We start from the raw sequence: 25,949 nt of genomic DNA, 5'->3' as shown, positions 1-25,949 counted from the left end.
CCACGGCTGTCGCGGTTTGCTGACAGGTCGTCAGGCTACAGCTAATCTGACGGGCAGTCAGCTATGCGTCCGGGGAGGCCGGTTGTGCGCGGTGACATGGAGTGGGGGACCGTTCCGGGGCTGGTGCGGTCGGCGGCGAAGCGGTACGCGGACGTGGAGGCGGTGGTCGACGGCCGCACCCGGATCACCTACGCCGAGCTGGGCGCCCGGGTGGAACGGGCGGCGGCCGCCTGCATCGCCTCCGGCGTCGGGACGGGCGACCGGGTGGGCATCTGGGCGCCGAACTCCCTGGAGTGGATCGTCGCGGCGCTGGGCGCGGTGTCCGCGGGCGGGGTGCTGGTCCCGCTGAACACCCGCTTCAAGGGCACGGAGACGGCGGACGTACTGCGCAGGAGCGGGGCGAAGCTGCTGTTCGTGACCGGGACGTTCCTGGGCACGTCGTACGTGGCGTCGCTGCGCAGGGCGGCGGGGGAGGGGGTGGGCGGCGCCGGACCGCTGCCGGGGCTGCCCGCCCTGGAGCAGGTCGTGGTGCTGTCGGAGGACGCGCCGGCGGACTTCCGCACCTGGAAGGACTTCCTCGCGGGCTGCGAGGGCGTCGGCGCCCGTGATGTCGCCTCCCGCGCGGCCGAGTTGGACGGCGACCGCCTCTCCGACATCATCTTCACCTCCGGTACGACGGGCCGTCCGAAGGGCGCGATGATCACGCACGCGCAGACGCTGCGGGCGTACGAGGTCTGGGCCGACCTGGCGGGCCTGCGCATCGACGACCGCTACCTGATCGTGAACCCCTTCTTCCACACCTTCGGCTACAAGGCCGGGGTGATCGCCTGCCTGATGCGCGGGGCGACGATGATCCCGCAGCCGGTGTTCAACGTGGAGACGGTCCTGGCGAACGTGGCCTCGGAACGGGTCTCGGTCCTCCCCGGCCCCCCGACCCTCCACCAGTCGCTCCTCGACCACCCGGCGCGCGATACGCATGACCTTTCGGCGTTGAGACTGGTGGTGACGGGCGCGGCGGTCGTACCCCTGCAGCTCGTGGAACGCCTGCGCGGCGAACTCGGCGTCGAGACGGTCCTGACGGCGTACGGCCTCTCCGAGGCGAGCGGGATCGTGACCATGTGCCGGCGCGGCGACGACCCGACGGTGATCGCGTCCACGTCCGGGCGGGCGATACCCGGGACGGAGGTGCGCGTGGACGAGGCGGGGGAGGTGCTGGTCCGCGGCTTCAACGTGATGCGCGGCTACTACGAGGACGCGGCGGCGACCGCCGAGACCCGCACGGCGGACGGCTGGCTGCGCACGGGGGACGTCGGCGTCCTGGACGCGGCCGGGAACCTGCGGATCACCGACCGGCTGAAGGACATGTTCATCGTCGGCGGCTTCAACGCCTACCCGGCGGAGATAGAGCAACTGCTGGGCCTGCACCCCGAGGTGGCCGACGTGGCGGTGATCGGCGTACCGGACGCCCGGCTGGGCGAGGTCGGCAAGGCGTACGTGGTACGCAGGGCGGCCTCGGTCCTGACGGGGGACGACCTGATCGCCTGGGCCCGCCGCGAGATGGCGAACTACAAGGTGCCGAGGACGGTGGAGTTCGTGGGCGAACTGCCACGGAACGCGAGCGGGAAGGTGGTGAAGGGGGAGCTGCGGGGACGGGCGGGTGGTTAGGCGGGCCTGGTGCGGACGATTCGGCGGTGCCGGCGGTCCAGGTGGTCCAGGCTGACTGGTGGTGCGGGTGGTGCGGCGATGTGCGCGATTCGGCGGTGCGGGCGATGCGGTGGTGCCAGCTGTCCGGCGGTGCTGCGTGCGGCGGTGCGCGCGGTTCGGCGGTGCTGCGGTTCGGCGGTGTTGCGGAGCAGGCTGTGCAGTGGCGCGAGTTGCCCGGCGGTGCAGGCGGTCCGACGATGCGGCGATGCTGCTGCGATGCGGTGCCGGCTGCCCAGCCGTGCGAGTTGCCCGGCGGTGCTGCCCGCAGCGGAAGCCGCTTCGGTGGCCGGACACGCCTCGGCCGCGACGGCTCCCCCTCCGCGCCGTCGCGGCCGTTCCCCGTCCCGGTGTGGTCCGGTCAGCCCTTCTCGTCCGTCGCGTGGTAGTCGGCGGCCGAGCTCAGGGGCTCTGACGTGGCGTGGTAGTCCTTGCTGGCGACGTCGTCCTTGCCGGCGGCCGGGACGGGCGTGGCGTCCGTGGCCGGCTTCGTGGCGGTGGCCGGGGCGGCCGCCGGGTCGAAGTCGGGCTTCGGGTCGACGACGAGAGCGGTGCCCGCGGCGTCGGCCGGCGCGCTCGTCGCGTGGTAGTCGTCGGGCTTGACGGTCCCGGTGTTGTCGGCCATGAGGTGCTCCTTGGGAAACAGCACGAAAACGAAGTGGGGATGCCCGCCCGGTCACTCCCCCGAGTGCCACCGGGCGGGCATCGCACGGCCGTTCACCTTAGTGGTGCGGCCACCGCACCGAGCCGTCTGCCCCCCGACGCGACGGTCCGGCACGACTGAGAGTGCCGGGCGGCGATAAACGAATGATGAACGCGGTCACCGGTCCCGGAACGGGCCCGCCCTCTACCCCACGGGAGCGGACGCCAGCAGCCCGCGTACGTCCGCCGCCTCCGGTGACCCCGACTCCTCGAACACCGACAGTGCCTCCTGCCAGCAGACCTTCGCGCGGTCGGTCTGGCCGATGCCGTACAGGGCGCGGCCCAGGGCCGTGAGGACGTTGGCGCGCCGCCACTCCCCGCCGATGCCGTGCAGCACCGCGAGGGCCTGTTCCGCGCAGGCCGCCGCCTGGGCGTGGCTGTCGTCGGTCAGGTGGAGTTCCGCGAGCCGGAACAGCGTCATGCCGTGCCACAGCTGCTGCCGGGCGTCCTGGAACATGGCCAGCGCGTCGGTGAGGGTCTCCAGGGCCAGCCGTGTCTCTCCGGCGCTGGTCAGCGCGAGCCCCAGCGCGTACTTGCCGTTGGCGAGCCGCAGGGCCATCCCGTTGTCGTCGCGTTCGTAGATGGTGACCCCCTGCCGGGCCAGGAAGACCGCGCTCTCGGTGCGGCCGGTCGCGAGGTGGACCCGGGACAGGTTGCACAGGGCGCTGGCCTCGCCGGGCGTGTTCCCGTCGGCCCGGAACGCGGCCAGGGCCTGGGTGAGGTGCTGCTCGGCCTCCTCGTGCCGCCCGGTGTAGATGGCGAGGATGCCCTGCTGGTTGGGTGCCTGGCCGCACACCACGGGATCCTCGGCGGCGAGACCGAGCCGCAGGGCCGCGCCCGCCTCCCGGTCCGACTCCGCGAACTGGCCGGAGACGCCCAGCACATGGCTGTGCACGAGGCGGGCCCGGCCCTCGGCGTAGGCGTCGCCGTGCCGCTGGGCCGCCGAGATGACCGCGGTGGCCGCCCGGACGTACTGGCGGGCACCGATCCCGGACTCCGCGAGGTCGGAGGCCACGACGAGGAGGTCGGCCGCCCGGCGCAGCCGGTCCGTCGTGCCGGCCTGCTGCATGGCCGCCAGCAGTCCGCTCGCCTCGGTGAACAGCCAGTCCAGCGCCTTGTCCCGGTCGGTGAAGGCGAGGCCCGGGTACGCGGTCCGGCTCAGGTGGTCCAGCGCGCGCTCGCCGGGCCGCTCGATCGCGTACACCTGGGCCGCGCTCGCCAGGTAGAAGTCCAGCAACCGCGACAGCGCCGCCTCGCACTCACCGGGCCGCTGCTCGTCCCGCTCCGCACAGGAACGCGCGTAGAGCCGTACGAGGTCGTGGAACCGGTAGCGGCCCGGGGCCGCCGACTCCACCAACGAGGTGTCGACCAGGGCCTCCAGGAGGTCCTCCGTCTCCTCCGGCGGGAGGCCGAGGACCGCCGCGGCCGCCGCCAGGGAGATGTCCGGGCCGTCCGCGAGACCGAGCAGCCGGAACGCCCGCGCCTGGGCCGGTTCCAGGGCGCCGTAGCCCAGTTCGAACGTCGCCTTCACCGCCAGGTCCCCGGCCTGGAGCTCGTCGAGGCGCCGGCGTTCGTCGGCGAGCTTCGCCGCGAGCACCGAGACCGTCCAGGTGCGGCGGGCCGCGAGGCGGGACGCGGCGATGCGGATGGCCAGCGGCAGGAAGCCGCAGGCCGCCACCACGTCCAGCGCCGCCTCCCGCTCCGACGACACCCGCTCCACGCCGACGATCCTGACGAAGAGCGCGAGCGCCTCCTCGGGGGACATCACGTCGAGGTCCACCAGATGGGCCCCGGCCAGGTCGACCATGCGCACCCGGGACGTGATCAGCGCCGCGCAGCCCTCCGTGCCCGGCAGCAGCGGGCGCACCTGGGCGGCGTCCCGCGCGTTGTCCAGGAGCACCAGCACCCGGCGGCCGTCCAGGACCGAGCGGTACAGGGCCGCCCGCTCCTCCAGGGACTCCGGTATCGCCGAGTCCGCGGTGCCCAGCGCCCGCAGGAAGGAGCCCAGGACCGTCTCCGGTTCGGCCGCGCGCGGTCCCGCGCCCTGCAGGTCGACGTACAACTGGCCGTCGGGGAAGACCGACCGGGCCTGGTGGGCGACATGCACCGCCAGGGTCGTCTTGCCGACGCCGCCGATGCCCGCCAGCGCCGACACGGCCATCACCCGGCCCTCGGCCGACGCCAGCACCTCGCTCAGCTCCGTGACGAAGGCGCCCCGGCCGGTGAAGTCGGGGACGGTGGCGGGGAGCTGGGCCGGGCGCACCGGGACCACCGCCGGCTCCGCCACCGGGGCGGACGGCTCGGCCAGCGAGGGGTCGGCCTGCAGGATCCGCTGCTGGAGTTCGCGGAGCTCCGGGCGCGGGTCCACGCCCAGTTCGTCCGCCAGCAGCCGGCGGGTGTCGGCGTACACCGCGAGCGCCTCCGCCTGGCGGCCGCTGCGGTACAGGGCCAGCATCAGCAGCTCGCGCAGGAGTTCGCGCAGCGGGTGGGCGGCGGTCAGCGCCGTGAGCTCCGAGACCGCCTCCGCGTGGTAGCCCTGCTCCAGGTCCATGTCCAGGCGGGATTCCAGGAGTTGGAGGCGCCACTCCTCCAGGCGGACCCGCTGGGTGTCCGCGTACGGGCCGGGCACTCCCGCCAGCGGCTCGCCGTCCCACAGGGACAGGGCGCGGTTCAGCACGTCCCGGGCCTGGCGCAGGATCCCGGCGCTCTTGGCCTTCTCCGCCTCCGCGGCCAGCTCCTGGGCCACCGCCAGGTCCAGGGCGTCCTCGCGCAGCCCCCGCACCGCGTACCCGCCCGACTCGCTGACCAGGACCCCGGAGTCCAGGACCTTCCGCAGCCGGGACGCGTACGTCCGTACCGCCGCCAGCGCCTGCGACGGCGGTTCGGGGCCCCACAGCGCGTCGATCAGCTCGGCCGCGGTCGCCGTTCGGCCCTCGCGCAGCAGCAGGGCGGCGAGCAGGGCGCGTTGCTGGGGGGAGCCGGTGTTGAGCGGCTCCTCGTCCCGCCAGGCCCGCACCGGACCGAGCACGCTGAAGCGCAGTGCCTCCGCCTCCTCCGAGGAGTCGGGGCCCCGCTGCTCCGGTACCCGCGGCCCGCCGTCCATGCCCGTCCCCCAGACATCCCGATTCACCCCGTCAGTTTGCCTTGTTCCGGGGGGTTGCGTCAGCCGGGCGAGACACCGATCACAGGGCGACACGCCGTGATCCACAGAGCCTTCACACGGCGGATCCGGCCAGCAGCGCCAGTTCATGGCGGAACGACTCCGCGAGCAGGTCCGCGTCTTCCGCGCCGGAGTTGGTGCACACGCTCAGGGTGTGGCCGCGGGCGCAGCCGCCCAGGGCGAAGGTGACCGTGTCGTGCGGCGGCACCATGGGGACCAGGCTGATCCGGCGCAGCGGGCGGCCGGCCAGCGTACGGCCCGACTCGCGGAGATGGACGTAGGTGCAGGCGGCCGGTGCGTAGTCCGGGGCGAACAGGCGGCCGCGGGCGAGTGCCTGGGCCGGGCCGGGCAGGGCGGTGACGGCCGCCTCGAACAGTTTCTCCGCCCTGGTGCGGGGGCGGGTGACGGTCGTGAGCAGACCGGCGCAGGCTTCGAGTCGGGCGGCCGGGTCGGCCAGGGCGACCGGCGCGGGCAGCCGGATGTTGCAGAACGCGTTGCCGAGGAAGTCGCCCCGGTCGGCGGGCCGTTGGTCGATGGGGACGGACAGCCAGACCGGTTCGGTGACCTCGGAGGGGGCGTCGGAGGCCAGCAGGCAGGAGCGCAGTACGCCGGTGACGGCGGCCAGGAACACGGTGTTGGTGGTCGTACCGGCACGGCCGCGTGCCGCCCGTACGAGGTCGGGGGGCAGCCGTACGAGCGCGTACGCGGTCCTCCGCTCGCCCTTGCCCGGCAGCGGCACCGCGAGGCCCGCCGTCAGCAGGCCCGGCTGGGTGCCGGGCGCGGGGGTCCGGCGCAGCTCGCCCGGCCCGGCCGTCGCGGCGGCGGCGTCCACCGGGGCGCAGCCGTCCAGGAGGGCGCGCAGCAGGGTGGTCACCGACCGTCCGTCGAGGAGGCTGTGGTGCATCCGGAAGAGAAGGGTGAACTCGCCGCCCGAGGGGCCGCGCAGGAGGTGCAGGTTCCAGGGCGGCGCGCCGGCCGGGAAAGGGGTGTGGAACCAGTCGCGTACGACGTCCTCCAGAGCCTGCCCGCCCGTGTCCCGGACCTGCTCGGCCGGGTCGTGACCGGCCCGTGTCTGCCAGCGGTGCCGGCGCGACCGGCCCGGCAGGGCCCGCCGTTCCGCATGGACCAACTGCACGGCCAGCCGCGGCAGATCGGCCCACCGCTGCCGTACCAGCGTCCGCAGTTCGCCGAGTTGGGGCGCGGGCCCCGCGAAGTCCAGCGCGATCCCGGCGTTGGGCGGGCCGAACGGCCAGCGGGCCATCCCCTCCTCCAGGAAGGGCAGCTGCGTTCCGGCCATGTGGCGGCTCCTGTCGTGACGACGATCCTCCACACCGCCCAACGCCCGCCGGTGACCTGCGGTCACGCCCGCGGGGTCAACCCGTCGCCTCGCAGGTCACCACGAAGGGGTTGTTTCCCGCCTGATGCCAGTCGCGTGACACGTGTCGGTGTCGTTGTACCGATCCCCGTCTCCCCACACCCACGGCCCCACACGAACCGACGGGCGTCCTCCGACGCGCCGTAACAGGAACAGGAAACGCCCATCGTGCCTGGCACCAGCCCCGCCGCCTCCTCGATCCCGCTCCTCCGCCAGCGCCCGGCGCACATCGCCGTGGTGAACCTGCCGATGCAGGGGCATGTGAACCCGACCCTGGGCGTGGTGGCGGAGCTGGTGCGCCGGGGCCACCGGGTCACCTACGCCATCACCGAGGACTTCGTGCACGCGGTGAAGGCGGCCGGTGCCGAGCCCGTCGTCTACCCGGTCGAGAGCGACGGCTCGGACGCGCCCGAGCGCCTCGCGGAGGGCTTCGCCCGCGCGGTGCACGCCTCGCTGGGCTCCCTGCCCGCGCTGACCCGCGCGTACGCCCACGACCGCCCCGACCTCGTCCTCTACGACGTCTACGGCTTCGCGGGGCTGCTGCTGGGCGCGCAGTGGGGCGTGCCGACCGTCCTGTGCTCGCCCACGCACATGGCCTACGACGGCCTGTTCCCCGAGTTCTTCGACGGTGCCGCCGGCCTCGCCGCCCTCCCCGGGTACGGCAGCCTCGCCGCCGCCTTCGCCGAGCGCGGCCTCGACCCCGCCCGCATCCACGAGGTGGAGCGGCCCGACCGGGCGATCGCCTTCCTGCCCCGCTCCTTCCAGCGCCGCGCGGAGACCGTCACCGCCCGCCGGGTCGCCTACGTCGGGCCCGCCCTCGGCGACCGCTCCTACCAGGGGTCCTGGCAGCCACCCCGCCCCGACGCGCCCGTGCTGCTGGTCTCGCTGGGCTCCCAGTTCACCCGGCGCCCGGAGTTCTACCGGGCCTGCGCCGAGGCCTTCGCCGACCTCCCGCACCATGTGGTGATGGCCGTCGGTCCGGATGTCACCGAGGACCAACTCGGCCCGCTGCCCGCCCACTTCGAGGTGCACGCGCACGTCCCGCAGCTCGCCGTGCTCGCGCACACGGACGTCTTCGTGACCCACGCCGGGATGGGCGGCACGATGGAGGCCGTCCAGCACGGGGTGCCGATGGTGGCGATCCCGCAGATGGCCGAGCAGCGCGTCAACGCGGGCCGGATCGAGGACCTGGGGCTGGGCGCGTACCTGCCGCGCGAGCAGGTCACCGCGCGGTCGCTGCGGGACGCGGTGCTGCGGGTGTCGAAGGACCCGGCGGTCCGCGCCGGGGTCGCCGCCCTGCGCGCGGAGATCGAGCGGTCGGGCGGGGTGCGGGCCGCCGCCGACCTGGCCGAGGACGCGCTGGGAGCCGGACAGTGAGCCATGCGACCCTGGCGGCCGTCCCCGCCCCCGTGCCCGCACAGCAGCAGCACCACCACCGCCCGCACCTCTACAGCCGCCCGGTCCGGATGAGCGATCTGGACCCCATGAACCACGTGAACAACGTCCGCCTCCTGGAGATGATCCAGGACGCCCACGTGGACTTCTTCTACCTCCAGGGCGGCCACCCCGGCCAGCCGGTGCGCGTCCGCGTGATCTACGCCCGCCACGAACTCGACTACACCGAGGCGCTCGACCTCCGTCCGGAACCGGCCGTCATCAGCACCACCGTCAGCACGATCCGCCGTACCTCCTTCCGGCTGACCAGCCGGATCACCCGCGGCGAGCAGGTGTTCTGCACCTGTGTGAGCACCTGTGTCGCCTACGACCCCACCGCCCGCCGCACCCGCAGGCTGGAGGACGAGGAGCTGGCCGTCCTGGCCCGGCACGCGGACTGCGAGTGCCTGACGAACCGTCATCCTGCTAGCTGACGGTTCGTCAGATCGGCGCTACCGTGAGCGCCATGGACACCGAGGACGGCACCTTTCCGCTGATCATCTCCGTCGACGACCACACCGTGGAGCCGCCGGACGTCTGGCAGTCCCGCCTCCCGAAGAAGTACCTGGACACCGGGCCGCGCATCGTCCGGGCCCCGCTGAGGGAGATGAGCTTCCTCGGCGGACGCTTCAAGCCGGTCATGGGCGGCCCGGGGGAGGACGGCCCGACAGGCGACTGGTGGATCTACGAGGACCTGCACCGCCCCCTCACCCGCCTCGACACCGCCGTGGGCTACTCCCGTGACGAGATCAAGCTCGAAGTGATCACGTACGAGCAGATGCGGGCGGGGTCGTACGACATCCCGCAGCGGCTCGCCGACATGGACGTCAACCACGTCCAGTCCGCCCTCTGCTTCCCGACCTTCCCCCGGTTCTGCGGGCAGACCTTCACCGAGGCCAAGGACCGCGAACTGGCCCTGCTGTGCGTCCAGGCCTACAACGACTGGATGGTGGAGGAGTGGTGCGGCCCACTGGCGCGGGGCCGGCAGATCCCCCTCATGCTCATCCCCCTCTGGGACGCGGAACTCGCCGCCGCCGAGGTCCGCCGCAACGCGGCCCGCGGGGTCCCGGCCGTCGCCTTCTCCGAGATACCCCCGCACCTGGGCCTGCCCTCCGTCCACACCGACTACTGGGACCCCTTCCTCGCCGCCTGCGACGAGACCGGCACGGTCGTCGCCATGCACATCGGCTCCAGCAGCAGGATGCCCTCCACCTCCGAGGACGCCCCGCCGGCCGTCGGCTCCACCATCACCTTCGCCAACTGCTGCTTCTCGATGGTCGACTGGCTGATGAGCGGCAAGTTCGAGCGCTTCCCCCGCCTCAGGGTGATGTACGCCGAGGGCCAGATCGGCTGGATCCCCTACATCCTGGAGCGCGCCGACGTCGTCTGGGAGGAGAACCGGGGCTGGGGCGGCGTCGCCGACAAGGTGCACCGCCCGCCCTCCGAACTCTTCGCCGACCACGTCTACGGCTGCTTCTTCGACGACGCCTTCGGCCTGAAGAACCTCGACGCGATCGGCCTCGGCAACGTCCTCTACGAGACCGACTACCCGCACTCCGACTCCACCTGGCCCAAGTCCCGCGAGGTCGGCGAGGCCCAGATGGGCCACCTGGCCCCGGACGTGGTGGAACGGATCGTCCGCGGCAACGCGATCGACCTGCTGGGCCTGACCCCCGACGGCCTGTGGGGCGGCGGTCCGCGGTGAGCCTCGCCTACGGCATCCAGCTCCCCGTCCAGTCCCAGTCCACGATCTACGCCGAGGGCTGGGAGGCCGGGGCGGGCGCCGCCGACCTCGTCGAGATCGCGCGGGCGGTGGACCGGGCCGGCTTCGCCTACCTCGCCGTCTGCGACCACGTGGCGATCCCGCGCCGGCTGGCCGAGGCCATGAGCACGGTCTGGTACGACCCGGTCGCCACCCTCGCCCACCTGGCCGCCGTGACCGACCGGGTCCGGCTGCTCAGCCATGTCGCCGTCGTCGGCCTGCGGCACCCCCTGCTCTCCGCCAAGCAGTACGCGACCCTCGACCACCTCTCCGGCGGCCGGCTGATCCTCGGGGTCGGCGCCGGGCACGTGGCGGAGGAGTTCGAGGTGCTGGGGGTGGACTTCCGGCAGCGAGGGGCGGTGCTCGACGAGGCGATCGACGCGCTGCGGGCGGCGCTGGGCCCCGACGAATTCCCCTCCCACCACGGGAAGTTCTACGACTTCGAGGGGCTCGGGCAGCGCCCCCGGCCCGCACAGGAACGGGTGCCGGTGTGGGTCGGCGGGTCGTCGCCGGCGGCCGTGCGCAGGGCCGCGCTCAAGGGCGACGGCTGGCTCCCGCAGGGCGACCCGAGGGACCGGCTCCCGGCACAGATCGAACGGCTGCTGCGGCTGCGCGAGGAGGCCGCGGTCGAAGAGCCGGTCACCGTCGGCGCGATCACCGAGCCGCTGTACGTCGGCACACCCGGGTGGGAGGTGGGCCGCCGCACCCTCAGCGGGCCCCCCGACGCCCTCGCCGAGTCGCTGCGGGCGTACGGCGCGATGGGCGTGCACCAGATCCAGGTGCGGTTCCGCAGCCGGAGCCGGACCGAACTCGTCGACCAGATCACCGCGTTCGGGGCGTCCGTCGCGCCCCTTCTGGACTGAGGAGCGATCGGCATGGGCAAGCTGGACGGGCGCGTCGTCATCGTCACCGGGGCGGCGCGCGGACAGGGCGAGCAGGAGGCGCGGCTCTTCGTCGCGGAGGGCGCGCAGGTCGTCGTCGCCGATGTGCTGGACGACCAGGGCGAGGCCCTCGCCAAGGAGATCGGGGCTGCCTACGTCCACCTGGACGTGGGCGTGGAGGAGGAGTGGAAGGCCGCCGTCGCCGCCGCGAAGAAGGCGTACGGGCGGCTCGACGGGCTGGTCAACAACGCCGGCATCCTGCGCTTCAACGCGCTCGTGGACACCCCCCTCGACGAGTTCATGCAGGTCATACAGGTCAACCAGGTCGGCTGCTTCCTGGGCATGAAGACGGTCGCGCCCCAGCTGGCCGACGGCGGGACCATCGTCAACACCGCCTCCTACACGGCGTTGACGGGGATGGCGGCCGTGGGCACCTACGCCGCGACCAAGCACGCGGTGCTCGGGCTCACCCGGGTCGCCGCGCTGGAGCTGGCCGACCGGCGGATACGCGTCAACGCGATCTGCCCCGGCGCCATCGACACGCCCATGTCCAACCCCGCACGCCTCGACCCGGGCGCGGATCCGGAGGAGATGACCCGCGCCCTGGACGAGCTGTACCGCAAGCTCGTGCCGCTGGGCCGGATCGGACGGGCGGAGGAGGTGGCCAGGCTGGCGCTCTTCCTGACCTCGGACGACTCCTCGTACATCACCGGGCAGCCGTTCGTGATCGACGGGGGGTGGCTGGCGGGGGTCAGTGTCATCTGACGGCCCGTCAACTATTGACCTTTCTGACGGTACGTCAGAAAGTCGTAGCACTCACGAAGTCGTAGGACTCACACGACTCACCTGGACTTGGGACGGTGAACCGCCTTGGAATTCGGGCTCTTTGTACAGGGATACGTGGGCAAGCGAGCCGAGACCGACCCGCTTGCCGAGCACAAGGCACTGATGGAGGAGACCGAGTACGTCATCCAGGCGGACCAGTCCGGCTTCAAGTACGCCTGGGCCTCCGAGCACCACTTCCTCGACGAGTACTCGCACCTGTCCGCCAACGACGTCTACCTGGGCTACCTCGCCCACGCCACCGAGCGGATCCACCTCGGCTCCGGGATCTTCAACCCCCTCGCCCAGGTGAACCACCCCGTGAAGGTGGCCGAGAAGGTCGCCATGCTCGACCATCTCACCGGCAACCGCTTCGAGTTCGGCAGCGGGCGCGGCGCCGGCTCGCACGAGATCCTCGGGTTCATCCCTGGTGTGACCGACATGAACTACACCAAGGAGATCTGGGAGGAGACCATCGCCGAGTTCCCCAAGATGTGGCTCCAGGACGAGTACGTCGGCTTCCAGGGCAAGCACTGGCAGCTGCCGCCGCGGAAGGTGCTGCCCAAGCCGTACGGCAAGTCGCACCCCGCGATGTGGTACGCGGCCGGGTCCCCGCCGTCGTACGCCATGGCGGCGAGGAAGGGCCTCGGGGTCCTCGGGTTCAGCATCCAGAAGGTCTCCGACATGGAGTGGGTGCTCGAGCAGTACAAGACGGCGATCGTGAACGCCGAGCCGGTCGGTGACTTCGTCAACGACAACGTCATGGTGACGACCACGGCGATCTGTGCGCCCACCCACGACGAGGCGATCCGGATCGCGGCGTCCGGGGGGCTGCACTATCTGCCCTCGCTGGTGTTCCGGTACCACGACACGTTCCCGCGGCCCGAGGGGTTCCCGGTGTGGCCGGAGACGCTGCCGGAGTACACGCCGGAGTTCGTGGAGCTGCTCGTCGAGGAGGAACTGCTGATCTGCGGGGACCCGGACGAGGTGCTGCGGCAGTGCAAGCGGTGGGAGCAGGCCGGGGCGGACCAGTTGAGCTTCGGGCTGCCGGTGGGGGTGCCGAAGGAGGAGACGCTGCAGACGATCCGGTTGATCGGGGAGCATGTGATTCCGAAGATCGACACGGATCCGGTTCACCGGACTACGCGGTTCCGGGAAGCCTCCTGAGGTTGTACGGCGGCTGCGGGTGTGTGGGGGCTGGTCGCGCACGCGCGGCGGTAGCCGCAAATCGATACAGCCCCGCGCCCCTTCAGGTGGGACCAGTCCCCACAGTGGAAAAGGGAGCCCCATGCTCGATCACGTCATCAAGGGTGCGACCGTCGTGGACGGGACCGGCGCGCCCGCCTTCGTCGCCGACGTCGGTATCCGCGACGGTCGTATCGCCGTCGTCGGGGACGTCGCCGAGGAATCACGTACGGCGGAGGACGCCACCGGCCTCGTGCTCGCGCCCGGGTTCGTCGATCCGCACACGCACTACGACGCGCAGCTCTTCTGGGACCCGTACGCGACGCCCTCCCTCAACCACGGGGTGACGACCGTCGCCGCCGGGAACTGCGGGTTCACCCTCGCGCCCCTGAATCCGGGACGCCCCGACGACGCCGACTACACCCGCCGCATGATGTCCAAGGTCGAGGGCATGTCGCTGGTCGCCCTGGAGGAAGGGGCGCCCTGGAGCTGGAACTCCTTCGGGGAGTACCTGGACGCGCTCGAAGGGCGGATCGCCGTCAACGCCGGGTTCATGGTGGGGCACTGCGCCCTGCGCCGGTACGTGATGGGGCCGGAGGCGGTCGGAGGGCAGCCGAGTGAGGAGCAACTCGCCGAGATCGTACGGCTGTTGCACGAGGCCATGGACGCGGGGGCATGGGGGTTCTCCACCACCCAGTCCAGCACGCACTCCGACGGGGACGGGCAGCCCGTCGCCTCCCGGCACGCCCGGCCCGCGGAACTGCTGGCCCTGGCCAAGGCGGTGGGGGAGCACGAGGGGACGCAGATCGAGGCGATCGTCGCCGGGTGCCTCGACCAGTTCAGCGACGCCGAGATCGAGCTGTTCGCCGAGATGAGCGCGGTGGCCGGGCGGCCGCTGAACTGGAACGTGCTGACCGTCGACGCCGCCGTGCCCGAGCGGGTGCCCCGGCAGCTCCAGGCCAGTGAACGGGCCCGGAAGGCGGGCGGCAGGGTCGTGGCGCTGACCATGCCCATCCTCACGCCGATGAACATGTCGCTCGGGACCTTCTGCGCGCTGAACCTGATACCGGGGTGGGGACCGGTCCTGGGCCTTCCGGTGCCGGAGCGGATCGCCAGGCTCCGGGACCCCGACGTACGCGCGGAGCTGCTGGAGCGCGCCCACTCCAAGGAGGCCGGGGTCTTCCGGCGGCTCGCCAACTTCGGGCGGTACGTCATCGGGGACACCTACAGCGAGGCCAACGCCGGGCTCAGCGGGCGGGTGGTCAAGGACATCGCGGAGGAGCGCGGGCAGGACCCCTTCCACTGCCTCGTCGAGATCTGCGCCGCCGACGGCCTCCGTACCGTCCTGTGGCCCATGCCCACCGACAACGACCCCGCCTCCTGGGCGCTGCGCGCCGAGACCTGGCAGCACGAGGACGTGATGCTGGGCGGCTCGGACGCGGGCGCGCATCTGGACCGGATGTGCGGGGCGCCGTACACCACCCGGTTCATCGGGGACTGTCTGCGCGGCCGGAAGCTGCTGGGCCTCGAACAGGCCGTGAAGATGCTGACCGACGACCCCGCCCGGCTCTTCGGGCTGCGCGAGCGCGGCCGGATCACGGAGGGCTGGCATGCGGACCTCGTGCTCTTCGACCCGGAACGGATCGCCGCCGGCCAGGCCACCCTGGTGCACGACCTGCCGGGAGACAGCCCGCGCCTGGACGCGAAGGCGATCGGCGTGCGGGCGGTCTGGGTCAACGGCGTCGAGGCCATCCGGGACGACGTGGTGAGCGGGGCCGTACCGGGGACCGTGCTGCGGTCCGGGCGGGACACGCAGACGGTGAGTACCCGGTGAGTGCCTTCGCGGAGTCCGACGGGCAGCGGCTGTTCGTCGGGGGGCGGTGGGTGGAGCCCGACGGCGGGCACTACGAGGTCGTCGACCCGGCGACCGAGGAGACCGTCGGCGGAGCCCCCGAGGCCTCCCGGGAGCAGGTGGCGGCCGCCTGCGCCGCCGCCCGGGAGGCCTTCGACGCCTGGTCGCGGACGCCGGTGGGGGAGCGGGCGGCGGTGCTCGGGCGGGCCGCCGACATCATCCGGGGGCGGCTGCGCGAGTACGCGGACCTCGCCCGCGCCGAGACGGGCGCGACCACCGGCACCGCGCGGGCCATGCAGGTGGGGGTGGCCGCGGCCCGCTTCCGCCGCTACGCGACCGTCGAACCGGCCGAGTGGGCGATCCCGCCGCAGATCAACGAGGCCGGGCCGATGGGGAAGGCCGGGGTGATGGGCGCGCTGGCCGTGCGGCAGCCGGTGGGCGTGGTCGCCTGCATCACCTCGTACAACAACCCGTGGGCCAATCCGGCGGGCAAGGTCGCGCCGGCGCTGGCCATGGGCAACACGGTGGTCGTGAAGCCCGCTCCGCAGGATCCGCTCTCCGTCTACCGGATGGCGGAGGCGCTGGAGGCGGCGGGCGCCCCGCCCGGGGTGGTGAACGTGGTCTCCGGGCGGGACGTGGGGGTGGGCGAGGCCGTCGTCGCGTCGCCCGACGTCGACATGGTGAGCTTCACCGGGTCCACGGCCGTCGGGCAGCGCATCGGCGAGGTGTGCGGGCGGGACATGAAACGCCAGTTGATGGAGCTGGGCGGGAAGGGCGCGGCGGTCGTCTTCGAGGACGCGGACGTCCGGTCGGCGGTGGCCGGCATCGGGACGACCTTCTCCTTCTACAGCGGGCAGATCTGTACGGCGCCCACGCGGGTGCTGGTGCAGCGGGGCCTGTACGACCGGCTGGTGGACGAACTGGCCGCGTACACGGGCCGGTTGAAGGTCGGAGACCCTTCGGAACCCGACACGGTGATGGGACCCGTGATCACCGCCGAGCACCGGGCGCGCGTCGAGTCGTACGTCGAACTCGCGCGGAAGGAAGGGGCGACGGTGGTGGCAGGCGGCGAACGCCCGCCCCTGGACCGGGGTTTCTACCTCGCCCCCACCCTCCTCGCCGACTGCACCAACGACATGCGGGTGGCCCGGGAGGAGATCTTCGGCCCGGTCGTCTCCGTCGTCCCCTTCGACGACGAGGAGGAGGGCATCGCCCTCGCCAACGACTCCGACTACGGCCTCATCGACTACGTCTGGTCCGGTGACGTGGCCCGGGCCTTCCGGGTGGCACGGCGGCTGCGGGCCGGGGGCGTCGGAATCAACACGGTCGGCCGGAACATGGAGGCGCCGTTCGGCGGCTTCAAGAAGAGCGGGGTGGGACGGGACGTGGGCTCGTACGCGCTGCACGCCTACAGCGAGGTGCAGGCGATCGTCTGGCCGGGATGAGGTGTCAACCAGGCCTGTTTACTTGCCCTTTGGGGATCGAGGGGCGTTCCGTGCGGGCAGAGATCGGGCAAACGGTTCCGGAAGGGGCGGCGGATCCGTAACCTCCGGGACACAAGGGGGTCGGCCGGTTTCCGGCTTGTCGATGTCCGGCCGACGCCCCCTTCCTTTGACACGCACGGAATCCTTCGGAGAACGCTCCATGAAGCACGCCAAGAGAATCGCCCTGACCGCCACGGCCCTCGCCGCCGGGGCCGCCGCCACCCTGCTGGGCACGGGCGTGGGCCAGGCCGCGCCCGCGGGGACCACCGCCCTTCCGGCCGTGCACGCGCCCGCCGCGCTCCAGGTGCCCGCCGGCAACAAGCTGACCGCCGTCTTCTCCGCCCGGGGTGTGCAGACCTACACCTGCACCGACGGCGCCTGGAAGTTCCTGGAGCCCGGCGCCGTCCTCTCCGACCGCGCCCACCGCCCGGTCGCCCTGCACTCCCGCGGCCCCGTGTGGGTGTCGACGGTGGACGGCAGCGCCGTCAACGCCTCGTCGGTCGCCTCGTCCGCCAAGGACGGCACCATCCCGGAGCTGCTCCTGAAGGCCACGGCCACCCGTGGCACCGGGGTGTTCGGGGACGTCACCTACGTCCAGCGCCTCGACACGACGGGCGGCGTGGCGCCGACCGACGCCTGCACCGGCACGGAGCAGGTGGGCGTGCGGTACACCGCGACCTACGCGTTCTACAAGGCCGCGAGCTGAGTCAGCCGGTGAGGTCGACCCGGATCGTCAGCAGCTGAGTCCCCAGCATCTTCACGGCCGCGCTGTTGCCCTTGGGCAGGGTGCGCAGGCGGGCGACCGGGTCGTCGTCGGGCAGCAGGTGGGCGGTGCCGTGATGCCACCGCCCACCGATCCGCACCCGCACCCGGGGATCGGCCTGGATGTTCCGCACGTACTGCGACTTCACCCCGAACTCCGACACCAGCCAGAACGAGTCCCCGACCCGCTTCCCCCCGAGCGGCGTCCGCCGGGGCAGGCCGGAAGTACGGCCGGTGGTCTCCAGGAGGGTCTGGAAGGGGAGGAGCCGGGTCAGCGGGTTGGCGACGTTCCGCTGGAAGGCGGTGGTGATCCGGAATCTGCGGTCTGACATGGTTCCTCTGTTTCCGAGGCGGGCCGGCGTCTCACTGTCCGTCGGAAGATTTCACCAGGTCGAGCAGGGCCCCGAAGGCCGCGGTGCTGACGGTGACGATGTTCCGGGGCGGGTCGGCGTCGGCTATGTGGACGGTGGCGGGGGAGGCGGGGGTGGTGGATATGTGGACACAGGCGTCGCCTTCCTGGCAGTAGGACGACTTCTGCCAGCGGTTCGGGGACATGTCGGCTCCTTCACAGGTTCTGGGCAATCGCGTGGATCAGGTCCCTGGACTTCTCCGGGCTGAGGGCGGTTGCTTCCACGATGTCGAGAAGGTTCCGGTACTTGTCCAGGAGGGCTTCGGCATCGAGAAGGACCGGGCCGTGGAACTGATCGAGTTGGGCTGTGTCGAGCAACGGAACCGGGCCGTACAAGTAGTTGATGGACTGGCCCGACCCGGGGAACGCGCCGATGTCGAACGGAAGCACGCGGATGGCGATGTGTTCCTGTTCGCTCATGTCGAGCAGGTGCTGCAACTGGGCACGGGCCACGCTCCGGCCGCCGACCCGCATGTGCAGAGCGGCCTCGTGGACAGTGGTTCGGTAGGGGGTCGGGTCGGTCCCGTACAACACGCCCTGACGTTTGATCCGGTGCGAGACTCGGTGCTCGACCTCTGGTGGTGTGGGTGCGGGGATGACGTGCCGGAAGATCTCCCGCGCGTGATCGGCGGTTTGGAGCAGTCCCGGCATGTGCGAGGTGTACGCGGTCCGCACAGCGATGGCGTGATGCTCGAGTTCGGCCAGGTCGAGCAGGCCTGAGGGCAGTACCTCGCGGTACGTCTCCCACCAGCCGAAGGTCCTGTCGGCCGCGATGCCGATCAGGGCTTCGACGAACGTTCGGTCCGAGCAGGAGTAGATGTTGGCCAGGGCTTCAATGCGCTCGCGGCTCACTCCGAACCGGCCCGACTCCACATTGCTGAGTTGCCCTTGGCTCGTGCCGAGTTCCCGGGCGGCCTCGGTGGCTGTCATGCCCGCGCGCTCGCGCATCTTGCGCAGTTCCACGGCGAGCCGGAGACGACGGGCCGTCAGCGGTGGTCTTGCGGGCATGTGCGCTCCTCTTGGACGTACGTTCCGTCGGCAGGTCACTCACACAGGTGAAATGGATCGAAGTATCTCCAGATCCCGCAAATGGCATTTGCTGAGCCTCTATCGTCGTTCTCAGGCGCCCCACCTGGAAGCGCACCGTGGGACGCCACGGCGGAGACACCAGGCACCTGTCCAACTCCCCTCAGCGACCGGAGACTTCCCATGGTCACCGTATCCCCGTCCTGGAACTACACCCTGCACCTTCCGCACGATCCACGCGCACCGGGTATCGCGCGGGGCACGCTCAGGCTGATTCTCGCCGCGCACGAGATGCCGGAGCTGACCCCGACCGCGGAGCTGGTGGCGGCCGAACTGCTGGCCAACGCGCACTGTCATACGAAGGGGCCGTACGCCCTCCGCCTCCGTTCGGCCGAGCCCGGTCGCCTCCGCGTGGCGGTATGGGACACCGACTCGCACGTACCGCCCGGCTTCTCGAACGCACCGGCTCCGCCACCCCCACCCGACGCCGAGCACGGCCGCGGGCTGCCCTTGGTGCGCGCCTGTGCGGACACGTGGGGCGCGTCGGTCCTGCGTGGGCCGGGCGTGTCGAAGGGCGGGGGCAAGCTGCTGTGGGCCGAGTGCGGAGGCGGGGTGACAGCGTGGTGACCGGGGCCATACTGGGAGCTGGAGCGATGTCCGTTCATCAGGAGCTGATCATGAGCGCACAGCCCGAGCACGGCTGGGGAACGATGCCCCTCCCGGAGATCCGGACCGTGGACGACCTGCGCAGCGCGCTCAGCCGCTACGGTTTCCCGGGCGACCGGGAGCGTTTCGAGGAGGAGCTGGCTGCCGCCGTAGGAGCTTCCCCGACCAACGACTTCGCCGGCGCCGCGGCCGTGGTCCGCGCCTACCGGCACCGGGTCCTGATCAGGAACTCGCCCGAGATCATGACGGCACTGGAAGACGCGCGAGCCGGAGGCGGCGGCGCGTGAACGAAGTTCCGTTGGAGGAGGCCGAGCCTGCCAGGAAGGCATTCGGCGATCTGACGGAGGGGGAGCGGGAAGTGGTCCGGGACGCGCTGAGCGTGATCGCGCGGGATCCGTCGGCCGGTCGCGAAATTCCTGGCTGGCGCCCTCCTTCCGTCGAGTACACGTACACGACACCTCTCGCCCGTGACTCGGCCGAGGCGATCACGGTCGTGTATACACACACCCCAGGAATGGGTGTGACCGTCGTGTACTACTTCCGTGATCCACAGGTGGTGGACTGAGCCCCCCTCGTGTCCCCGAGCGCCGAAGGATCGCAGCAGATTGCGGGCTGAGGCCGATGTCGGAGGGTTGCGCGCAACCGGGTGTCAGGTGAGTACGCCATTCACCGTGCCGGTGCCTACTTCATGTCGAGTGCGTACTCGCAGCGCACGTTCTGGGTGTACTTTCCGCTGCCTTGTGTGTAGTTGACGCGGCAGCCGGTGAGGTGCTTCTTGATGTGCCCGACAATCCTGACCGTCACCATGAAGTAGTAGTCACCACTGTCCTGGTGACCGCGTATCACTAGGGGTTTGTCGGCGTAGTCCGGCATTGTCGTCATGTCCCTGGTTCCCGGGGCGTTCTTGTCGCCCTCCAGGCTGTCCAGGATGTATCCGTCGGTGTCCTTCATCGAGTAGAGCGGGTATCCCTCGATCCGCGCGCCGGTCGGAACGTCGTCCAGCCGTACCGAGGTGATCCGGACCGTCGTCTTCGAGTTGTTGACGAACAGGGGGAAGGCGAATCTCCAGGTGGTTCCGAGTTTTGCGTCGGGGACGCCCAGGATCCCGAAGGCGGGGGGTCCGTCCGCCGTGAGGGCGTGCCCTGGTGGAGGTGTGGAACTCGTCGGGCTCGCGGCGGAGCAGAGGAGGGCGGCGGTGACACCCGTCAGCGTCAATCGGCTCACGCGAGCGAACGGTGATGTCATGCTCTCGGACGCCATCCGACCGACAGGCCCCAGTGGATTCCGGTGTCGGCTGTCACCGTGATGGTGACGTTCCGCTCGCTGCTGCTCAGTCGTATCTCGTTGTAGGTCGACGAGGGCGTGGCCTCGCACGGGATGGTGTACGTCGCCGATTTCCCGATGGCTATGACTGTTCTGCCCTCGCCGGTGCAGTCCGTCGCCACGGCAACCGTCCCGGCCTTGATGGTCGCGATCGCGGCCACCTCTTCCGATCCCGTCCTGTCCGCCAGGCGGACGAGGGCCTTGGTCGAGTCGGTGATGTCGGGTGGAGATTTCGGCGGATCAATGCCGGAAGGGGAGGTGGAGGGGGAGCTGGATGGGGAGTTGGAGGGGGCTGCGGAGGCTCTTGGATGTTTTTCCGGTGCGGCGGCCTGGTCGTTGTGCGTCGTACAGCCCGAGATGAGCGGAAGGCTCGCCGCCAAGGCGAACGTCACGGCCGCGCGGGCCTTGGCCTGCCACATCTGTGAACCCCCGTGTATTTACGGACTTCACGCCCGATGGGGATCATGTCCGAGTTGAGAGGATCGTAAGGATCACTTACTTCAAGGATCAACGATCACCGACTCAAGGGCACGTAAAGCCCTGGTCCGGCGAGTCGACCACCAGGACGATCTTTCCGCGTGCTCGGCCGGTCTCGCCGAAGCGGTGTGCCTGTGCGACCTCGTCGAGCGGGAAGGTCCGTGCGACGGGCAGCGAGAAGCGGCCGCTCCCGATCAGCTCGCCGATCCCGGCGAGCGCGTGGACGGCGCGGCCGTCCTCGCCCCGGCTGAACGTGACCCCGTACGTCCGGGCGCCCGTGAAGTCGGCGATCGTGACGACGTGGTCCGGGGTGCCGGCGAGCTCGACGAGGTCGGGCAGCACCCCGCTCCCCGCGACGTCGAGGGCCAGGTCGACCCCGTCGGGCGCGAGCGCGCGAACCCGTTCGACAAGGCCCTCGCCGTAGGCGACGGGCTCGGCGCCCAGCGCCCTCACGTACGCGTGGTTCGCCGGGCCCGCCGTGCCGATCACGCGCGCCCCGCGTGCCACGGCGAGCTGGACCGCCGCGCTGCCGACGCTTCCGGAGGCGCCGTTGACGAGCAGCAGGTCGCCGCCGCCCACGCCGAGCCGGTCGAGGGAGCGGGTGGCCGTCTCCACGGCGGCCGGCAGCGCGGCGGCGCCGGCGAAGTCGATCGACGGCGGGACCGGTGCCCAGTGGGACAGCAGTGCCCGCTCCGCCTGCGCGCCCCCCTCCTCGGAGAGGCCGAACACGCGATCGCCGACGGCGACGCCCGTGACGCCCTCACCGACCTCGTCCACGACGCCGGCCGCCTCGTGGCCCAGCGTCTGCGGCAGCCCCTCGTCCATCAGGCCCGCGCGCTTCTTCCAGTCGCTCGCGTTGACGCCGGCCGCGCGCACCGCGATCCGGATCCGGCCGGGACCGGGACGCGGATCGGGGAGATCCGCGATCTCCAGGACCTCGGGCCCGCCGAACCGGCTGAAACGGACTGCCCTCATCACTTCGCTCCGATCTGAACACGGGGGATGCCCCGGCGGCACGGAGCGCACGCGAAAGCGGCCCCTGGCGTAGGGTGGGACATCACGAACAGCGTACGTCACGAACGTCGTTCTTCACGAACAGTGTTCGTCAGGAACGGACGAGCGATGCAAGCGATACAAGCGATGCAGGAAGGTCCACCACCGATGACCCCCACGAGCCGCCGCCGCTCGACCCGGGACCGCCCCGCGAAGTCACCCCTGAGCGAGGAGGCGGTCGTGGACGCGGCCCTGGAGATCCTGAAGTCCGAGGGTCTGGACGCCGTGTCGATGCGGCGGGTCGCCACCGCCCTGGACACGGGCCCCGCCTCGCTCTACGTCTACGTCGGCAACCGCGAGGGACTGCTGCGGGCGATGCAGGACCGCATCTTCGCCATGGTCGAACTCGAAACCGTGGACCCCGCCCGCTGGCGCCCTCAGCTGCACTCCCTGCTCGACCGCCTGCGCGGCGTGCTGGCCGCGCACCCCGGGATCGCCGTGACGGCCATCGCCCAGCCGCCGTCGAGCGAGGCCACCCTGCGGCTCCTGGAGAACCTGCTGGGAATCCTGCTCGCCGGCGGCCTCGCCCCCCAGGACGCGGCCTGGGCCACCGACCTCCTGGCGATGCTCGTGAACCACGCCGCCATCGAAGCCGACGCACGGCACGCCGACCACCGGGACCAGGCCGACACCCTCTACCGGCACTTCACCGCCCAGTCGCCCGACCGGTTCCCCCTCGTCACCGCCTACGCCGCACAACTTGTCGCCGGCGACGTGGAGGAGCGGTTCCACCTCGCCGTCGACGTCGTCGTCGACGGCATGCTGGCCAGAGCGGCACGCCGGTGAGCCGTGCGGCCCGGGCAGGGCTCAGCCGTGGCGGTGCCCGAGGAAGATCGGGTTGGTGAGCGCCGCCAGGGCGCCGGGGACCGTGCCCGCCGCGGTCTCGTGGCGGAGTTCCGCGCGGACGTACGCCGCGTACGACGGGGTCGTCTGCCACTCCACCGTGCCCGAACCGGCCACCGGGAGGGGGTCGCTGGTGAGCAGGACGCCCTGGTCGGTGATGAAGCGGACCGTGCAGCGGGGGACGCCGGAGGCCTCCAGGCGGACGGTCACCGGGGTGTCGGCGTCGACCGAGAGACGCTCGCCGATCCCGGCCTGCTCGCCGCGCCCGCCCGTCACCGTGAAGTTCAGCGTCACGTACTTCGACTCGGCGATGTAGGAACGGCCCGCGCGCAGGCCCTCCTGGATGGCCTCGCGGGACAGATCGTCGGCGAGGACGACCGTCTGCGGCATGCCGACCGCGTCCGGGTCCCGGTGTGCGTCGCTGTTGCCCATGCCCGGGAGCCACTGCCGGTTGTCCCGCACCGACGCCACCAGCGTGGCGTCCCAGGCCGAAAGGGCCACCTCGTCGTCGGGTGTGTAGGGGCCGTTCCACACCTCGACGGCGTCCGCCTCCCCGAACCCGAACTTCCAGGCGCAGCCCACGCAGGTGGCATGCGGATGCGCCGGTACGACGAGACCGCCGGCCTTGTGGATCTGCTGGACGAAGTGGCCGAACCGGTTGTCCCGGGCCCGGTAGCGCCAGTCGACGAAGGTCCCCGGGTCGGTGCCGAGGGCGACGACGTGGCCGTTCCGCGTCGTGACCTCCTCGCCCAGCATGATCAGCAGGTCGTCGCCGGCCTGGTCCGCCCAGTGCGCGTGCGCCGAGTGCGTGTTGTGCTCGGAGGAGTTGATGAAGTCCAGGCCCGCGGCACGGGCGAGGGCCGCGATCTCGGCCGGGGTGCGGCGGCCGTCGGAGTACCAGGAGTGCAGATGGCAGTCGCCGCGGTACCAGTCGCGGCCCCGGCCCTTCGCACGGGAGGGCGGGTAGACCGGGCGGACCGGGGTGCCGGGCTCGCCGTAGGTGAGGGTGATCGTCAGCTCGTACGACAGGCCCTGCGGGGCGACCGTGTACGGGCCCAGGGCGACGTACCAGGTGCCCGCGCCGACCGGGCCCGGGATGTACCCGGGGGTCGCGTCGTCCGCGCGCACGAAGAACTCCGTGCGCGCACCGCCCGACCAGCCCCGGAAGCCCTTGCCGCCGAGCTCGGTGCCGTGCTGGTCGAAGATGCCGATGTCGAGCGCGTTGCCCGTGGTGCCGGCCGGGACGCTCGGTCTGTCGTAGGTGTAGGAGACCTTGATCTCCTGTACGCCGGTGGGGACTTCGACCGGTACGTACACGAAGTCCGGGGAGCCGGGCGGCAGGGTGCCGCGTACCGTCCGGGTCTCGGTGTCCTGACCGTCCGCCGCTGCGAAGCTCACGGGTCCCAACGTAAGGGCTGCCGCCGCGCCCGTCACGAACAGCGCGCGCCTGCCGATGCCGTGCGTGTCCTCACACATGCCGGTCACTCTCCCCTCTGGACGTGAACTCCCCCGGAAGGGCAGGGAATCCACAGGCATCCATATGTCATGTGCATAGCGATGTGAAGGCCGGGGCGTCCGATGCCGGCCAGTCGGCCGCGCGCTGATCGGCGGGGCCGCGGCGCCGAAGCCGTTCGCGCACATCGCCGAGTATGCGGACGGGTGGCTGCCGACCGGGGGACGCGGGCTCACCGAGTCGCTGCCGGCGCTCCGCTCGGTGTGGGCCGACGCGGGACGGGATCCGGCGGCGCTTCAGGTGGTGCCGCCTCCGGCGGGGGAGGCCGAAGTCCTGGGGGTGCCGGACGGGTACGCGGAGTACTTGTGAGCGGATTGCGCCGACTCGCGAGTTGAACCTCCTGCCGAGCCCTCCCGTTGTGCCGCTGTGGTAGGTCGGCACTGGTGCCGGCGAGAACTACAGGAAGGAATCTCGGCGATATGCCCGACATGGAAGCACATGGTTACTCTGAGCAATTGACCCGCCCGGAGTTTTTCATGGAAGCGGTGAAGATCTGGTGTGACAATCCCGCCACGAACTACCGTATTCCATCGGGCGATGACTCGGTGGCCTTGCAGGAGTATGGCGGATACGTCCCGCTCGGCGCCCTGATGGACCAACTCGATGTGGAGAAGGAGAGAGGCCTCAGGCCGAATTTCATGACACCGGAGTCGCTGGATCGGTTCGAATATCACGGGTTTTATATGGGAAAAAACGATGATGGGAGCCTTTGGCTGGAGCGTGCCGATCCGCGGCCTACCGGCTGGGAGGACTACATCACGGTCGAACTTGATGAGCGCGTCGCGGCTGCCCCTGATCAGAGGCTGGGAACCGAGGTATTTCGTTCGGGAACGCATCCAGATTTTTTCGACCGTACAATGACGACGCTGGCAGGTACGGGACTGAGTGCTTCGAACTGGCAATCTCTTCCGCAGCTGCGGGAAGCGTTTGAGACCCATCACATTCCGAGGAGGACTGCAAAAATTTACGGTAGGGACATGGTCATGATCGATGCTGATAAATATGAGACACAAATGCGGCAGCGGGATATCGCCGCCGCCGCGGTTGTGCCTCATACGTCTGACCGCCGCGACAGTTCTTCCGCCAGGCGTGCTGGGACAAGCAATGTCGGCAACCAGCGACGGCGGGCACGGTAACGGCCTCAGGGCGGTGCCGGTCCGGGCGGGCCGAACTCCCGACTCCGCGACGGGACCTGATGGGCCGAATGCCCAGGACCCCGGGGCTCCGAAGTCTTTGACCAAGGGGCGCGGGGGAGCTGCGCGACCAGCCACAACCGGTCCGCGCCCGGCAGCGCACCACAGCCCCCGCACCCCTGTGAGACCCGAACGTATGCTCAAAGAATGACGACTTCCGCGACCTCCGGAACCGGCCCCACCGAGAACTCCATGCGTCGCGCCCTCAAACGCGCCCGGGACGGCGTCACGCTCGACGTCGCCGAGGCGGCTGTCCTGCTCCAGGCGCGCGGTGAGGCACTGACCGACCTCGCCGCTTCCGCCGCCCGGGTCCGTGACGCGGGCCT

25 protein-coding genes and 1 pseudogene are annotated in these 25,949 nt (G+C 71.2%); 16 read left to right on the top strand and 10 right to left on the bottom strand.

Annotation, left to right across the window (positions count from 1 at the left end; all coding sequences use genetic code 11):
• The first annotated feature begins 96 nt into the window (after nucleotides 1-96).
• Nucleotides 97-1,665, top strand: a complete 1,569-nt coding sequence (locus tag AB0D85_RS25215; protein WP_362325030.1) for a FadD3 family acyl-CoA ligase — start codon at nucleotides 97-99, stop codon at nucleotides 1,663-1,665.
• Nucleotides 1,666-2,062: 397 nt separating this feature from the next.
• On the opposite strand, the gene AB0D85_RS25210 is transcribed toward AB0D85_RS25215, so the two are convergent.
• From AB0D85_RS25210 to AB0D85_RS25200, 3 genes are all read right to left on the bottom strand, one after another.
• Nucleotides 2,063-2,326 carry a hypothetical protein gene (locus tag AB0D85_RS25210; protein WP_362324199.1) on the bottom strand — a complete coding sequence of 88 codons (264 nt, stop codon included), beginning with the start codon at nucleotides 2,324-2,326 and terminating at the stop codon, nucleotides 2,063-2,065.
• A 222-nt stretch (nucleotides 2,327-2,548) separates the two neighbouring features.
• Nucleotides 2,549-5,506 (bottom strand): BTAD domain-containing putative transcriptional regulator, encoded by a 2,958-nt coding sequence (locus AB0D85_RS25205; protein ID WP_362325027.1) that lies wholly within the window; start codon nucleotides 5,504-5,506, stop codon nucleotides 2,549-2,551.
• Nucleotides 5,507-5,618: 112 nt separating this feature from the next.
• Nucleotides 5,619-6,860, bottom strand: a complete 1,242-nt coding sequence (locus AB0D85_RS25200) for a wax ester/triacylglycerol synthase domain-containing protein (protein ID WP_362324197.1) — start codon at nucleotides 6,858-6,860, stop codon at nucleotides 5,619-5,621.
• 246 nt (nucleotides 6,861-7,106) lie between these two features.
• Between AB0D85_RS25200 and AB0D85_RS25195 the strand changes: the two genes are divergently transcribed.
• The 9 genes from AB0D85_RS25195 to AB0D85_RS25155 all read left to right on the top strand — a co-directional run bounded on the left by AB0D85_RS25195 (nucleotide 7,107) and on the right by AB0D85_RS25155 (nucleotide 17,064).
• The gene (locus AB0D85_RS25195) at nucleotides 7,107-8,315 is read left to right on the top strand and encodes a macrolide family glycosyltransferase (protein ID WP_362324195.1); all 1,209 of its coding nucleotides are present in this window, start codon (nucleotides 7,107-7,109) and stop codon (nucleotides 8,313-8,315) included.
• The gene (locus tag AB0D85_RS25190; RefSeq protein WP_362324193.1) at nucleotides 8,312-8,806 is read left to right on the top strand and encodes a thioesterase family protein; all 495 of its coding nucleotides are present in this window, start codon (nucleotides 8,312-8,314) and stop codon (nucleotides 8,804-8,806) included. The genes AB0D85_RS25195 and AB0D85_RS25190 overlap by 4 nt, the downstream gene beginning before the upstream one ends.
• A gap of 32 nt (nucleotides 8,807-8,838) precedes the next feature.
• Nucleotides 8,839-10,077: an amidohydrolase family protein gene (locus tag AB0D85_RS25185; RefSeq protein WP_362324191.1), complete on the top strand. Its 1,239-nt coding sequence runs from the start codon at nucleotides 8,839-8,841 to the stop codon at nucleotides 10,075-10,077.
• Entirely contained in the window at nucleotides 10,074-10,997 is a 924-nt protein-coding gene (locus AB0D85_RS25180) for an LLM class F420-dependent oxidoreductase (protein ID WP_362324189.1), read from the top strand. Before AB0D85_RS25185 ends, AB0D85_RS25180 begins: the two co-directional genes overlap by 4 nt.
• 12 nt (nucleotides 10,998-11,009) lie before the next feature.
• Entirely contained in the window at nucleotides 11,010-11,780 is a 771-nt protein-coding gene (locus AB0D85_RS25175; protein WP_362324187.1) for an SDR family oxidoreductase, read from the top strand.
• Nucleotides 11,781-11,885: 105 nt separating this feature from the next.
• Nucleotides 11,886-13,004: an LLM class flavin-dependent oxidoreductase gene (locus AB0D85_RS25170; RefSeq protein ID WP_362324184.1), complete on the top strand. Its 1,119-nt coding sequence runs from the start codon at nucleotides 11,886-11,888 to the stop codon at nucleotides 13,002-13,004.
• Between the two features lie 121 nt (nucleotides 13,005-13,125).
• Nucleotides 13,126-14,856, top strand: a complete 1,731-nt coding sequence (locus tag AB0D85_RS25165; RefSeq protein WP_362324182.1) for a D-aminoacylase — start codon at nucleotides 13,126-13,128, stop codon at nucleotides 14,854-14,856.
• Nucleotides 14,853-16,319: an aldehyde dehydrogenase family protein gene (locus tag AB0D85_RS25160; RefSeq protein WP_362324180.1), complete on the top strand. Its 1,467-nt coding sequence runs from the start codon at nucleotides 14,853-14,855 to the stop codon at nucleotides 16,317-16,319. Before AB0D85_RS25165 ends, AB0D85_RS25160 begins: the two co-directional genes overlap by 4 nt.
• Before the next feature lie 199 nt (nucleotides 16,320-16,518).
• A complete protein-coding gene (locus AB0D85_RS25155) occupies nucleotides 16,519-17,064 on the top strand; it encodes a DUF3455 domain-containing protein (protein WP_362324178.1) in 546 nt (181 codons plus the stop codon).
• Nucleotide 17,065: 1 nt separating this feature from the next.
• Here the strand turns inward: AB0D85_RS25155 and AB0D85_RS25150 are convergent, their stop codons facing one another.
• The 3 genes from AB0D85_RS25150 to AB0D85_RS25140 are packed head-to-tail and all read right to left on the bottom strand — an operon-like array spanning nucleotide 17,066 to nucleotide 18,537.
• A complete protein-coding gene (locus AB0D85_RS25150) occupies nucleotides 17,066-17,452 on the bottom strand; it encodes a nitroreductase/quinone reductase family protein (RefSeq protein ID WP_362324176.1) in 387 nt (128 codons plus the stop codon).
• Between the two features lie 31 nt (nucleotides 17,453-17,483).
• A complete protein-coding gene (locus tag AB0D85_RS25145; RefSeq protein ID WP_362324173.1) occupies nucleotides 17,484-17,675 on the bottom strand; it encodes a DUF397 domain-containing protein in 192 nt (63 codons plus the stop codon).
• A 10-nt stretch (nucleotides 17,676-17,685) separates the two neighbouring features.
• Nucleotides 17,686-18,537: a helix-turn-helix transcriptional regulator gene (locus tag AB0D85_RS25140; protein ID WP_362324171.1), complete on the bottom strand. Its 852-nt coding sequence runs from the start codon at nucleotides 18,535-18,537 to the stop codon at nucleotides 17,686-17,688.
• A 201-nt stretch (nucleotides 18,538-18,738) separates the two neighbouring features.
• Between AB0D85_RS25140 and AB0D85_RS25135 the strand changes: the two genes are divergently transcribed.
• From AB0D85_RS25135 to AB0D85_RS25125, 3 genes are read left to right on the top strand one after another with little or no spacing between them, the layout of a single operon-like run.
• Nucleotides 18,739-19,182: an ATP-binding protein gene (locus tag AB0D85_RS25135; protein ID WP_362324168.1), complete on the top strand. Its 444-nt coding sequence runs from the start codon at nucleotides 18,739-18,741 to the stop codon at nucleotides 19,180-19,182.
• A 50-nt stretch (nucleotides 19,183-19,232) separates the two neighbouring features.
• The gene (locus AB0D85_RS25130; protein WP_362324166.1) at nucleotides 19,233-19,508 is read left to right on the top strand and encodes a hypothetical protein; all 276 of its coding nucleotides are present in this window, start codon (nucleotides 19,233-19,235) and stop codon (nucleotides 19,506-19,508) included.
• Complete coding sequence (locus AB0D85_RS25125; protein WP_362324164.1) at nucleotides 19,505-19,786, top strand: hypothetical protein; 282 nt, start codon at nucleotides 19,505-19,507, stop codon at nucleotides 19,784-19,786. Before AB0D85_RS25130 ends, AB0D85_RS25125 begins: the two co-directional genes overlap by 4 nt.
• A 116-nt stretch (nucleotides 19,787-19,902) precedes the next feature.
• Here AB0D85_RS25125 and AB0D85_RS25120 read toward each other — a convergent pair whose 3' ends face one another.
• From AB0D85_RS25120 to AB0D85_RS25110, 3 genes are all read right to left on the bottom strand, one after another.
• The gene (locus AB0D85_RS25120; RefSeq protein WP_362324162.1) at nucleotides 19,903-20,445 is read right to left on the bottom strand and encodes a hypothetical protein; all 543 of its coding nucleotides are present in this window, start codon (nucleotides 20,443-20,445) and stop codon (nucleotides 19,903-19,905) included.
• Nucleotides 20,446-20,462: 17 nt separating this feature from the next.
• The gene (locus AB0D85_RS25115; protein ID WP_362324156.1) at nucleotides 20,463-20,963 is read right to left on the bottom strand and encodes a hypothetical protein; all 501 of its coding nucleotides are present in this window, start codon (nucleotides 20,961-20,963) and stop codon (nucleotides 20,463-20,465) included.
• A 103-nt stretch (nucleotides 20,964-21,066) separates the two neighbouring features.
• On the bottom strand, nucleotides 21,067-21,996 hold the full coding sequence (locus AB0D85_RS25110; protein WP_362324152.1) for an NADP-dependent oxidoreductase: 930 nt from the start codon (nucleotides 21,994-21,996) through the stop codon (nucleotides 21,067-21,069).
• Between the two features lie 186 nt (nucleotides 21,997-22,182).
• Between AB0D85_RS25110 and AB0D85_RS25105 the strand changes: the two genes are divergently transcribed.
• On the top strand, nucleotides 22,183-22,860 hold the full coding sequence (locus AB0D85_RS25105; protein WP_362324149.1) for a TetR/AcrR family transcriptional regulator: 678 nt from the start codon (nucleotides 22,183-22,185) through the stop codon (nucleotides 22,858-22,860).
• Between the two features lie 21 nt (nucleotides 22,861-22,881).
• On the opposite strand, the gene AB0D85_RS25100 is transcribed toward AB0D85_RS25105, so the two are convergent.
• On the bottom strand, nucleotides 22,882-24,393 hold the full coding sequence (locus AB0D85_RS25100) for a CehA/McbA family metallohydrolase (protein ID WP_362324146.1): 1,512 nt from the start codon (nucleotides 24,391-24,393) through the stop codon (nucleotides 22,882-22,884).
• A 112-nt stretch (nucleotides 24,394-24,505) separates the two neighbouring features.
• Here AB0D85_RS25100 and AB0D85_RS25095 point away from each other — a divergent pair.
• A pseudogene (locus AB0D85_RS25095) lies at nucleotides 24,506-24,739 on the top strand (LLM class F420-dependent oxidoreductase); the annotation flags it as partial.
• Nucleotides 24,740-24,849: 110 nt separating this feature from the next.
• Nucleotides 24,850-25,566 carry a hypothetical protein gene (locus AB0D85_RS25090; RefSeq protein WP_362324143.1) on the top strand — a complete coding sequence of 239 codons (717 nt, stop codon included), beginning with the start codon at nucleotides 24,850-24,852 and terminating at the stop codon, nucleotides 25,564-25,566.
• Nucleotides 25,567-25,949 lie beyond the last annotated feature (383 nt).

The sequence above is a fragment of the Streptomyces sp. NPDC048277 genome (assembly GCF_040652235.1).
Lineage (GTDB): Bacteria > Actinomycetota > Actinomycetes > Streptomycetales > Streptomycetaceae > Streptomyces.
The sequence above is the reverse complement of the archived record's forward strand: the minus strand, read 5'-3'. Positions and strand labels throughout refer to the sequence as shown.